This is a genomic window from Paraburkholderia sp. CNPSo 3076, assembly GCF_026343935.1.
GTDB lineage: Bacteria > Pseudomonadota > Gammaproteobacteria > Burkholderiales > Burkholderiaceae > Paraburkholderia > Paraburkholderia nodosa.
This window is the reverse complement of sequence record NZ_JAPMAL010000073.1, coordinates 1-10875: the sequence shown is the minus strand read 5'-3', so window position 1 is coordinate 10875 and position 10875 is coordinate 1. Positions and strand designations below refer to the sequence as shown.

The window sequence follows — 10875 nt, the reverse complement described above, 5'->3', positions numbered from 1 at the left end:
GGCGCGCTACCTCCGCACGCAGCCGCGCCAGTTCCATCTGTTCGGGGCTCACGGGCTTCGTGCCTGCTCCCGCGAGCTTGCCTTCCCGGTCAGCCTTCACCCAGTTGTACAGTGTCTGTTCAACCACGCCCAGTGTCGCCGCCACTGCTGCCATGCTCTGCCCGGCTTTCACCAGCCGCACAGCTTCCAGCTTGAACTCGAGCGTGTACTGTGCCCGCTTTGCCTTGCTTTTCATCGTTCTTCTCCTTGCTTTAGTCTACCTTTTCAGCAAGGGATTCGTTTTTCGGGGGCAAGCTCAAATGTCGGATTTTTGGAATGAGGGTGTGAAGTCGATCGCGACTGCCTTCGGTGGGATCGGCACGTTCTGGGTCGGTGGCCGAATATGGCGGGAGATCGACCGGCGTCGCCAGGCGGAGAGCGAAGGTGGCGCGGAGATCGTCAAGGCCGACGCGGCCGGCCAGGTCGAGTCGATCGCCCGCTTCGAGCGTCTGGCCACGCTGGCGGAGGAGAGAGCCGGACGGGCTGAGGCGCGCGAGCTTCTGGCTGTGAAGCGCGCAGACCGCGCCGAAGAGCTTATGCGGGCCGCCGAGCGCTGCGCTAGGGAGTCGGAATTGCACGCGGAGAGCGCCGAGGCGGAGGTCGAAGAGCTGAAGCGCCGTATCACCCGACTGGAGGTGATGATCGGCAACCGGGGAGCGACTGATGACGCAAATTTGTGACTGGAGCTGGTGGGTCTTCATTGCCCGCCTGCTCAGCGGCTTCAGTGGGATGCTGCCCGTGGGCTATCCGATCGCATCGCGCAGCCGGACGTGGCAGCGCTCGCGGCCGCGAAATTCTGCGGCAGATCACAATCTCAACGTGTGCGCCGACGCCGGATCGTTTCTCACGCTGAGTCGGGCCATCAACCTCGGCAATGCGAGCAGCTCCGCGACGCGCAATGGCATGAACCACCGTGTGCTGCTCTGGACGAGCTGCCGCAGTACGCTTGGCGGCGCGAGCTGCACGCCTTTTCACTTCGCCGCAATCGCGGCATCACCTTAGGAGAGCAACTTGAAACCGACCCAGTTATTGAAATTCGTCGCTGGTGTGCTGGCATTCGGCGCGTGGGTGGCGCTGGTGATGATGGGCAAGGCCAACCCCGATCAGCTGGTTGCGGCGTTAGCGCTGACCATCACGGGCCTCGGTGTCCACGGGGCCACTACGTCCACGCCCGACGCCGCAACGACCGCGCCCCTGTCGGCCGCGGAGCTGCCACCCGCGCCGCTGTTATATCCGGCGGAGTCCAACGTCTTGACGCCAGCACCCGCTCCGGTCCCGGCACAGGGGCCGAAGGTTGCACCAATGACCTTTCTAACCGCTGAGGCGGCTCAGACGATGTTCCAGTGATCCTTCGCGCGCTCGCGCTGCTCGCGTGCAGCGCAATGTCCAGATGCGCGTCGCTCCGGTATGCCGGGATGGCTCGCTATGAAATCGAACCGATCACCGACAGCGCCGGCATCGCGACCAGTTGCTGCATGCTCAGTGTGTGGAATGGCAAGCAGATGGCGACCGTTGATGCGACCTTCACGCGCTCGGCAAGCGGCGATCACAGCATCTCGCTCCGGGAGACCGACGTTCAGGCCTTTCAGGGGCAAGCGACCGCCGCCAGCGCAGCCGTGACGGCAATCAAAACCCTCAAGTAATAGATCCTCATGAAACACAAATCCATGCTGCTTGCGGCAGGCCTTCTCGCGGCTGTCGATCTCGACGGGTCCGAGTCGCTTCTGACGCAAACACCCGCGCAGATCGCGGCGAATGTCTGCATCGGCGTCCACCCAGAGATTAACGTGCTCACGAAGTCGGGCGATTTTACTCGCGGCACACAGGCCACGCTGACCAAGCAGGTGCAGCCGAACGCGCTTTGCGCGTCCGGCTGTACGGTGACGACTGTCAACACCCAGAAGCTCATGCAGGCGACCGTGCCTGTAGGGTTGATCGTCACCAGCATCAATACCGCATTGTCATTGCAACCGGCGACATCGAGCACGACACCGGCGCCGACGGCGGCGAGCGCGGTACTCGAATCATGAGCAAACGGATCCGCGTCGCGTTGAGCGGATCCGGCTTTCGCCTAGGCGCGCATCTCGGCGCGCTGCAGGCGATCGTCGATGCCGGGTATGAAATCGTCGAGCTGGCGGGCACATCGGGAGGATCGATAGTCGCGGCGATGTTCGCCGGAGGCATGAAGCTGACTGACATGCGCGAGCTCTGCATGAGACTCGACTGGTCACCAATAATGCGGTTCTCGCCGTGGGCCGTGCTCCGCCACCAGGCGCTCTGCACGGGGAAAGAGCTGGAGGCGTTCCTCGAGCGCGGAACGGCCGGCCGGACGTTCATCGATTCTTCGGTCGAACTGAAGATCATCGCGGCGGATCTGCTGACGGAGCGCGAGTTTCTGTTCAGCCGCGCGACGACGCCCACGGTGCCAATCGCCGTGGGCGCGCGCGCGAGCGCATCGATTCCTGTCGTGTTTCCGCCAGTTGTGTGCTCCGGCGCGTTGCTTGTTGACGGCGGCACATGCGACAACGTGCCGGCGAGCGACCTGACGGTCGACGACGTGCCGCGCGTGGGCATTTACCTCGTGTCCGACGACACCGCATTGCGCCCGGGCGATTACGGCCTACGCACGCTCGCTCCGCGGATCATCGACCTGATGCTTGCGGCAAACGAGGCGGCGCATGTCGCGCTGGACACAAAGAATGGAGCGACGATCGTGCGGGTTCCGACGGGATATGCGAGCTCGTTCGACAGAAACATGGCGCCGGAGGTGCGTCAGCGCCTATATGACGACGGCTATGCAGCAACCAAAGCGGCAATCGTCGCGATGCCCGTCGCACAAAAACGTCACTGACCTGCCCCCTTCGACAGGACCGAAGGCTTTTAGCAACTTGTTGCACGCAAAGTCACACCGAGTCGGCCCGAACAATTCGTTTTGTCGCGCAGCTCGAACTACGCAGCCAACGGCACAGCGGGTTCGAAGCGAGGCAAAGCGGCGAGAACCAAGGCGCCACCTATTGAGAGTTACGTAAATCATGACATCACCAAAGCTCGGCTTGCTTCCAGCAGGCAACGATGATCGATTTGCGCTTCTGGCCGCTCTTGAGCTTGCTTCGAGCGGTGTGCTTCAGTTCGGCCAGGTTATCAGGGCAGAAGTTCGCCAATGCGTGCCGCTTGAGCCAGGTCCAAAGGTATTCGACTGGGTTCAGGTCCGGGGCGTAGCCGGGCAGCAGCGCCATCTGGATTGCACCATCCGTGCTGTCAAGGTATTCGCGCACGACGTGGCTCTTGTGCTGCGCTGCGCCGTCCCACACGATCATCAGCTTGCGTCTGAGTTGCGCGCACAGCGCTTTGAGGAATTCGATGATTTGCGCGCTTTTGATCCCGCCGTCGTGCAGGCGGAACACGAAGTTGGTACGGGTAAGACCGGCGATGGCCGAAACGTGCTTCCAGTTGAAGTGGTACTGAATGATCGGCGTGCGGCCCTTGGGCGCCCAAGTGCGCACTCGTGTGGGGCGCTCCGAGAGGCCGGATTCGTCAATGAAGACGATCAGTCGTCCTTCGGCGGTACACTTTTTTTGAGCGCGGGCCAGGTCTTGCGCTTCCAGGTCCGTACCGCGTCCTCGTTGCGCTCGATCGCCCGGCGCTCCGGCTTTTGCGAGCTGAACCCGTACAGTTATTCACACAGGTCCGAGTGCTGGGAGTGCTGGCGGCTTCGCCGCTGCGCTGAACGTTCTTCCATTCATGGCGCGTCACCGGAACGAAGATTTCTGTTTCGCGCGTGTACTCGCACAGCCCTTCGATGACGGTTGCAATGCTCACCGATGCCACGCCGTGCGAAACCTGCACCGGCACGATGCCGTAGGGTTTTGTCGCGTTAAGGAAGACGAGTCAAACAAATGGCGATATGATGAGGACTACTTATGTAATCAAGGAGTAGAACTGCTGGGCGGGAGTTTGCGCGATGCCACCGCCTTTCATCTGGCCTTTGACGATCATATGCATGAACTCGATGCCGCCGAGAATGATGCGTGCACAACGAAAACTGACGTGCCCGCATTAACTTAAACCAACCAGCCTCTCTGACGTGCCCGCATTAACTTAAACCAACCAGCCTCCACGATTCCCGGGGCGGTTCAGATCGTTCGTCCTCGGGACTTCAGCTTAGCAGATCCCTTAATGCGACAAAGCCCGCCGCTTTGCCTGGCTTCGAACCCGCTGTGCCGTCGACGGCGAAGTTCGATCGGCGCGACAAAACGAATTGTTCGGGCCGACTCGGTGTGACTTTGCGCGCAACAACCTTGCTTTGGTCCTGTCGAAGGGGAGCGTTATAGTGGGTTCGTACGAAAATTGGAAAGCGATTTCTGAGATACGGTGCTTCCGGCACTTTGAATCAAAAACCGCCCGGGTTCTGGAAGTTTAAATGCGACGACGCGAATCGCCGTCACATCCATGGTCATGTGCCGCTTCGCCAAGGCAAAAAGCCATAATTTTACATTCTGCCGGGTCGCCATCAATCATGGGTCATTTTAACCTTTCGAGATTTTCTAAGGGCATTGGGGTCATCTTCACAGACAGCCTTAGCCTTTCGGGCTTTCAAAGAAGGCATTCACGAGATTTCTGCGATGTTACGTATCCGCTTATAGGATCCTGGCTCCATAACACTATATATATGTACGCTTTCCGTTTCCAAGACACCAAGCAACTTCTTCTTACCAGCGCCAATCGCCTTCCTCACATATCTCTCACCATGTCCACCACACCCGAATTCGATGATCGCCCGGTATTCGATTATTCCGATCTTAGCTTCGAGGGAAACAAGGATGAGCTGGAGCGCTTAATCCGACTTGCAGTTGCACGCTATGACACTTTTCTCGATCACGAACTTTTCCCGGTGCAAGGCGAGTTTGCCGATATCCTGGATACGTTTGAGGGCTGGAAATTGCGTTTTGAACCTGATCATGTCGAGCAACTTATGGAGACATTTCGCGGATTCCCATGCATGAACGCCCCCCCGGAGGGTGTCATGGAGCAGATTTCGCGCAGAGAAGGCTATTATCCGAAGTTCCTGTCTGTCGTAGCTGACACCACGTCATGCGGCATGATGGCGGACAGAAACAACCTCAGCCATCTAGATGAAGTTTTTCGCTTTGTTGATGAAAATGGACAGGAAAGGATGCTGGCATACGACGCCATGCCGTACGAGGATGACTTCAACAATTATGAGGTGTTACGCAAATATCGGGCATTGGGATGCGCCGTAAATTCTGTGAATCACTTGAGGAAATGCATCGTCATTCCAAAAACCAACTTGTTCCGCGAGGAAGGGGAGTCCTTCTGGAGCCGCCCTTATTTCGGAAAATTCGACGTGGTGGCTTACGCTCGTACGACCTTATAGTCGACCTTGCCCGTTGCGTATGGGCTGCTCGGGGCATGCGGGCTTGCATCTTAGTCTGGAGTTGTACTTTCGTTTTGTCCAGTTCTTCGTCGTTTGTCTTGTTTATTGGCTCTATGAGCTGAAATCAGGCTGCTGGAAACTGATATTCCTGTTGCCGTGTCTTTTTTAAGTATCCAAGTCTTGTGTTGTAAGTGCGCGGTTAGCGCACTATTATTAATGAATAAAACAGTTTTATATTACCTATTATTGTTCGCATTAATTTATTTGAATTTGAAAATTTTTGCGTTTTTTCTGTACGATTCGGTCATCTCGAGTTCAACTGCGTCAAGAATTTCTTTGATAATCGCGGGAGCTTGCAATAAAATTGGATGCCTTTTGTATTTTTTTTACTTTCGTTTAAATGCCTTTGGTTTTCTGTGGATACTTGTGGCGCGTTCCTAAAGTGCATTTTACTAGCTTCTGACTGGCTCTCTTTGAAGGGGGCAGGTCACCGCCGCCAGTGACGGTGAACCTGCCCGAGCACGTGCGTAGCAAGGACACGCTGGTGACCCCTCACCGGCTCGACATCTACGACCAGATAACGGGAGGTACTGATGAGCTCGCCTGAGAACCTGCAGGAGCGCGCGAACGCCTTACGCCTGTACGGGCTGCTGGCGCACTGGACAGACATCTCGGAGGCAGCGTGGGTCGAGCCGTTACTGCAGTGGGAGGAGGACGAGCGTGCCCGCCGTTCGCTCGAGCGACGCATCCGGGACGCCCATCTGGGCAGCTTCAAACCGCTGTGCGACTTCGACTGGGCCTGGCCCACGCGTTGCCACCGGGGCGCCGTCGAAGAACTGATGTCACTCGAGTTCGTCAGGGACACCGCCAACGTCGTACTGATCGGCCCAAACGGCGTGGGCAAGTCGACCCTGGCACTGAACCTCGCCTATCAGGCGCTCGTCAACGGGCACACGGCGCTGTTCACAACTGCTGGCCAGATGCTCGGTGAGCTCGCCGCGCTTGACAGTGACTCGGCGTTACGCCGGCGGCTGCACCGGTACGCGACGCCTGACGTGCTTGTAATGACGAGGTCGGATACCTGTCTTACTCGAACCGCCACGCCGACCTGCTGTTCGAACTGATCAGCCGCCGGTATTGCGCAGCGAGCACCGTGGTCACGATTATGTGGAATTGAGGGACTTTTTGACGGCCTGCTTCCCGAGGACACGAAGGTGCGCTCTTCGAAGTATCTCAATAATCTGATCGAACAGGACCATCGTCACATCAAGTCAAGAACGAACGTGATGCGTGGATTCAAACGGTTCAGAAGTGCCGCGATCACGATTTCAGGCATCGAGTTGATGCATCGCATTCGCAAGGCGCAGTTCGACCTCTGCGCGCTCAGGCTCAGCGATACCACCGCGCCCGCGGTTTGGAACGCCGTCCTGTTCAATCGATAAGGTATCCAAATCTATAAAGATTATTTCGACCACGCTACCTATTTGCACCGGAGCCCCCAGGATTGCGGAAGCCACGCATGCGACGCTCCCGCTCACGTGTGGGCTGGTGACTGTTTTCGGCTCGGTTATTCAACCGAGCGCGGGCTTTGACGAAGACATGTTTGACGTTCGCCAGCTCGGGGATCTCGGCTTTCGCGGCGGGATAGCTACGCAGCTGGTCGGTGACGATCTTGCGTGGCACCTCAGGACATGCGGCGAGAAGCCGTTTGAAAAACCGTTTGGCTGCCGCTTTGTCGCGCCGTTTCTGCAGCAACATCGAGTTCGGCGCCGTGCTGGTCGACCGCCCGCCACAACAGATAAGGTTCACCACGCAGGAAAACAAACACTTCGTCGAGATGCCATGTGGCGCCGGGCTTACGGCGAGCGGCCTTGATGCAATGAGCGAAGCCCTTGCCCAATTTGTCGCACCAGCGCCGGATCGTCTCATGGCTGACAACGACGCCGCGCTCGAATAGCAACTCTTCAATATCGCGCAGACTCAACTGAAACCTGAAGTACCAGCGTACCGCACAGCCGATCACCGCCGGCGGGAAGCGGTGCCCGTGATACAGAGATTTTGCATTTTTCATCGCGCCATTTTACGCGGCCGTTCCGTCCCAGCAGCAACGTGACAATGCCGGACGGACCGCGCGCCGTTGCCCCGCTTCAGCGCGGGCGCCCATATCGATGTGCATCTGCCAGGCGGAAACGTGCGCCAGTGACCTGCCCCCTTCAAAGAGAGCCATTCAGAAGCTAGCAAAGTGCACTTTAGGAATGCGCCACAAATATCTACAGATGAGCGTCAGCGATTGCGGCGCATTGCGCTCTGGCTCCTGTTTGCTCGTATAGACCCGAGAAAGAGTCGTCCAAATCCGATCAAACCAAAACGTCCCGTTCAAGGATCACTTGTCTACCGCAGTTCAATAGCTAAAACCCTCGCCCCCTCAAGGGCCGAAAAATTAGTATTTGCCGTCAAAAAGCAGCTTCCTTTGAAAAGGAAATTTTCAAAGTATCACGTTATTGTCAATTAATAATGAAAGGGCGCCAAACTTGGCTAACTGGGTCATGGAAGAGGGCGGTGTTATTATATAACACCCGAAAGGCAAATAACGCATTGCAAGAACTATAAAATATCACAAATCCACGAACGCAATGACGTCACAAGCATCCAGTCCACTTATATAAATGGCATGACATTTACTCGCCAGATCCAGCGGCAATATCAAACAAACTCCTGATGGCAGAGATACCCCCATATCACCGCCTTGTCTATCAAAAGTCAAACTATTCGGGAGCGCTGATATCTGGCCGTATCGCGCAGTCGGTGCGTGATTACAAAGACTACCTGACGACACTAAAGCAGCAACAGCAAATTTGGGTCTCAAGAGTGCGCGATGCTGGCTACAACATCTCTGAAGACATATTAACGGAGTTCGAAAGCAACCCGTGCATTAACAGCCCGCTGTCCACCGGACCCCTAGAATGCATCGAAATGGTGCAAAATTCCGCAAAGCTGGCGTACATTTATCTGCCCGAAAGGCCCGCAATTGCATGCGACTATGAAGGTGGCCTTATAAGCATTCCTGACTGGATGTGTTTCTGGAAATACGATCTGAAGAGGTTCGTGGCGCTAGATATTGCGCCAACTGATATCAGGTCAACCAAGAAAAAAATAGTAGCTGAATACCATCGCATGGGATGCCGTGAGGTCGACGAAGATGATATCGAACACGTCCTGACCATTCCGGTGACGGATCTCATGGGTGAAGACGAATGTGTTTACTATCGCTCGCGTCCGATAACATTTGACATCATCGCGAACACGCCGGTGATACCTGATTAAGGAAGAGGTCTTAGAAAGTACCTTTTACAGTTGCTGTTGGGCTTGGCATGGATTGAGGCTGTCTTTCCGCATTCTGTCGTGCGTCTGTCATGTGTGAATCGTCCCGTTTGTTAGTCAAGCTACTTTGTTGTTATGTCTTTGTGTTATGTCTTTGTGTTTTGTCAGCACCTATGAGTGCTTTATTACTTCACAAAAATAAGCCCAGGCCCCGCCGAGACAGCGGTCGGTGCAACTGTATTTTTATATTTTATAAATGAATACTATCATACCTATTATGAATAGCTCATTTCGGTATTGGTGCCACAAATTTATGCAATTCATTAAAGGATATCTAATAATGCAATCGTGATGGCAATAAGTCGATTACATTTGAGAAGCGTAGCTTTTAAGATCCTCGTCGCATTTAAACTTCCAGAACCTAGGGTGGGTTGTGATAATTTTGCTAAAGCGCCTGAGGCCGCACGTGGCACTGAACGATCATTCAGTAATGAAGCGAACACCAGCTCTACCGCGTCTCAAAATCGCTTTCCAATTTTCGTGTGAACACACAATAGCGCTCCCCTTCGACAAGGCCACAGTCAATCCATCCAAGTTAAGAAATGGAGGTCTTTCAGCAAGGTTTTTGCGTCATGGATTTGTGGGGTTTCGGGCGGGGTTTCCGTTGCTTTGAGATTCCCGGTCGATGACGGAACGTATGTCGTGCGATGACGGCCAAGGCGTCCGCGAGTAAGGTCGCGGCGGCGATGCCGAGCAACAGGGATGGCAGCAGAGGCTTGAGCACGGAATGCACGTAAGCGCGGTTGATGCGTCGGTCGGGCGGCAATTCATGGCAGGCGTGGGCCGTCAAGGTGGTCAAAGCCTGCAGGTTATCGCAGAGCACCCTGGCGGCGAGATCTTGTACGACAGCGCGTTGCGAGAGTCCCGAAACATGCTCAAGGTTTAACCTGGGGTCGCTTGAGAAAACGGAAAATAAAGCACGTTTAGCCGTCGACGCCCTGTCGGAAAGCGCGTGGGCTAAGGCGCGGCGAACGCCTCATCCATTTGCCGGGAGCGTTTGGCCTCGTCACTCAGCAGGTAGATCGAGGTCGTGGCGATAGAGGCATGGCGGAGATTGTCTCGCACCGTCGTCAGTTCCGCGCCGCGTGCGAGAGCATGTGTGGCATGTGTGTGGCGTGTCCAGTGTGGGCTGGCGCGATGCAATTTTTCAGCCAGCACGGGATGATCGGTGCCGATGACGTTGGCGGCCAGGCGAAAAAAGCCGCGCATCACGAACCACAGACGGGAACGGGTGATGCCCGTTGCTTCTTCCCCGTCAAAACTCGCCAGTAGCGGGGCTTTCGGATCCCAGCGCTGCGGTGTCACTGGCAGACGCCTCTGGACGAGGTACTGTTCGAGTGCAACGCGCGCGAGTGGCGGCAAAGCCACCTTGCCGGGCTTGCCGCCCTTGCCCACGAGATTGAGCCGGTGAGCATCGCGTTCATCGGTACGGATGTCGCCAAGCCTCGCGCCGACAAGTTCGCTTGCACGCAGACCGGTCGCGTAGGAAAAGTCGAGCAGGAAGCGCAGCCGCTGCGCGGCGGGTGCTTCCCAGCCGTAGGACCATTCCAGTCCGTTGGCAATCGTGCGAACCAGCCCCCATTCGCCTTCCGTGAAGCCGCGCGACGTGTCAAGTGGTGTGACGCGCGTTTTGCCGCGCACCTTGATGCCGGCAAACGGATTGGTGAGCACGTAGCGTTGCTCGATCAGCCAGCGAAAAAGGGCACCCAGCACGGAGAGTGCGTAGGCGGTCGAGCGAGCGGACAGGTTTCCCGAGAACGGGGGCTTTGTCGCATTAAGGGATCTGCTAAGCTGAAGTCCCGAGGACGAACGATCTGATTGATGAAGCAAAACCTGAATCCTGCTGTGGCAAAGGTGCTCAAGCGCCTGCACTACCCGCTTGATGTAATCCTTCTCTGCGTGCGCTGGTACGTCGCGTATCCACTGAGTCTGCGTCACCTCGAGCAGATGATGGCCGAGCGAGGAATTTCGGTTGACCATTCGACCGTGCATCGCTGGGCGCTCAAACTCTTGCCGGTGCTGGAGAAAGCGTTCCGACGCTGCAAACGGGCGGTCGGCAA

General features: G+C 56.5%; 9 protein-coding genes and 7 pseudogenes. 11 read left to right on the top strand and 5 right to left on the bottom strand.

The genetic code is table 11. The annotated features are described in order from the left end of the window. Positions 1-235 (bottom strand): transposase (locus tag M3A49_RS40935; protein WP_266233846.1); only part of this gene is annotated, 235 nt, incomplete at its 3' end. A gap of 88 nt (positions 236-323) precedes the next feature. On the opposite strand from M3A49_RS40935, the gene M3A49_RS40930 reads away from it, so the two are divergent. The 6 genes from M3A49_RS40930 (at position 324) to M3A49_RS40905 (ending at position 2890) form a co-directional block, all read left to right on the top strand. Beyond that, positions 324-719, top strand: a complete 396-nt coding sequence (locus M3A49_RS40930; protein WP_266233845.1) for a hypothetical protein — start codon at positions 324-326, stop codon at positions 717-719. Continuing rightward, entirely contained in the window at positions 703-1041 is a 339-nt protein-coding gene (locus tag M3A49_RS40925) for a hypothetical protein (protein WP_266233844.1), read from the top strand. Before M3A49_RS40930 ends, M3A49_RS40925 begins: the two co-directional genes overlap by 17 nt. A 9-nt stretch (positions 1042-1050) precedes the next feature. Further along, positions 1051-1386: a hypothetical protein gene (locus tag M3A49_RS40920; RefSeq protein ID WP_266233843.1), complete on the top strand. Its 336-nt coding sequence runs from the start codon at positions 1051-1053 to the stop codon at positions 1384-1386. 68 nt (positions 1387-1454) lie between these two features. Next, the gene (locus M3A49_RS40915; RefSeq protein WP_266233842.1) at positions 1455-1682 is read left to right on the top strand and encodes a hypothetical protein; all 228 of its coding nucleotides are present in this window, start codon (positions 1455-1457) and stop codon (positions 1680-1682) included. 9 nt (positions 1683-1691) lie between these two features. After that, positions 1692-2069 (top strand): hypothetical protein, encoded by a 378-nt coding sequence (locus tag M3A49_RS40910; protein WP_266233841.1) that lies wholly within the window; start codon positions 1692-1694, stop codon positions 2067-2069. Then, positions 2066-2890 (top strand): patatin-like phospholipase family protein, encoded by an 825-nt coding sequence (locus M3A49_RS40905; RefSeq protein WP_266233840.1) that lies wholly within the window; start codon positions 2066-2068, stop codon positions 2888-2890. Before M3A49_RS40910 ends, M3A49_RS40905 begins: the two co-directional genes overlap by 4 nt. Before the next feature lie 187 nt (positions 2891-3077). Here M3A49_RS40905 and M3A49_RS40900 read toward each other — a convergent pair. Continuing rightward, positions 3078-3706: pseudogene (locus M3A49_RS40900) on the bottom strand (IS630 family transposase); the annotation flags it as partial. Positions 3707-3957: 251 nt separating this feature from the next. Next, positions 3958-4092, bottom strand: a pseudogene (locus M3A49_RS40895) (IS6 family transposase); the annotation flags it as partial. Between the two features lie 694 nt (positions 4093-4786). On the opposite strand from M3A49_RS40895, the gene M3A49_RS40890 reads away from it, so the two are divergent. The 3 genes and pseudogenes from M3A49_RS40890 to M3A49_RS40880 all read left to right on the top strand — a co-directional run. Beyond that, the gene (locus M3A49_RS40890) at positions 4787-5434 is read left to right on the top strand and encodes a hypothetical protein (RefSeq protein ID WP_266233839.1); all 648 of its coding nucleotides are present in this window, start codon (positions 4787-4789) and stop codon (positions 5432-5434) included. A 593-nt stretch (positions 5435-6027) separates the two neighbouring features. Further along, a pseudogene (locus M3A49_RS40885) lies at positions 6028-6596 on the top strand (ATP-binding protein); the annotation flags it as partial. Between the two features lie 55 nt (positions 6597-6651). Beyond that, a pseudogene (locus tag M3A49_RS40880) lies at positions 6652-6876 on the top strand (DDE-type integrase/transposase/recombinase); the annotation flags it as partial. A 58-nt stretch (positions 6877-6934) separates the two neighbouring features. Here the strand turns inward: M3A49_RS40880 and M3A49_RS40875 are convergent. Next, a pseudogene (locus tag M3A49_RS40875) lies at positions 6935-7505 on the bottom strand (IS6 family transposase); the annotation flags it as partial. A 647-nt stretch (positions 7506-8152) separates the two neighbouring features. Here M3A49_RS40875 and M3A49_RS40870 point away from each other — a divergent pair. Continuing rightward, positions 8153-8758 (top strand): RolB family protein, encoded by a 606-nt coding sequence (locus M3A49_RS40870; protein WP_266233838.1) that lies wholly within the window; start codon positions 8153-8155, stop codon positions 8756-8758. Between the two features lie 1014 nt (positions 8759-9772). Here M3A49_RS40870 and M3A49_RS40865 read toward each other — a convergent pair. Further along, positions 9773-10576: pseudogene (locus tag M3A49_RS40865) on the bottom strand (tyrosine-type recombinase/integrase); the annotation flags it as partial. A gap of 60 nt (positions 10577-10636) precedes the next feature. On the opposite strand from M3A49_RS40865, the pseudogene M3A49_RS40860 reads away from it, so the two are divergent. After that, positions 10637-10875 (top strand): annotated as a pseudogene (locus M3A49_RS40860) (IS6 family transposase); the annotation flags it as partial.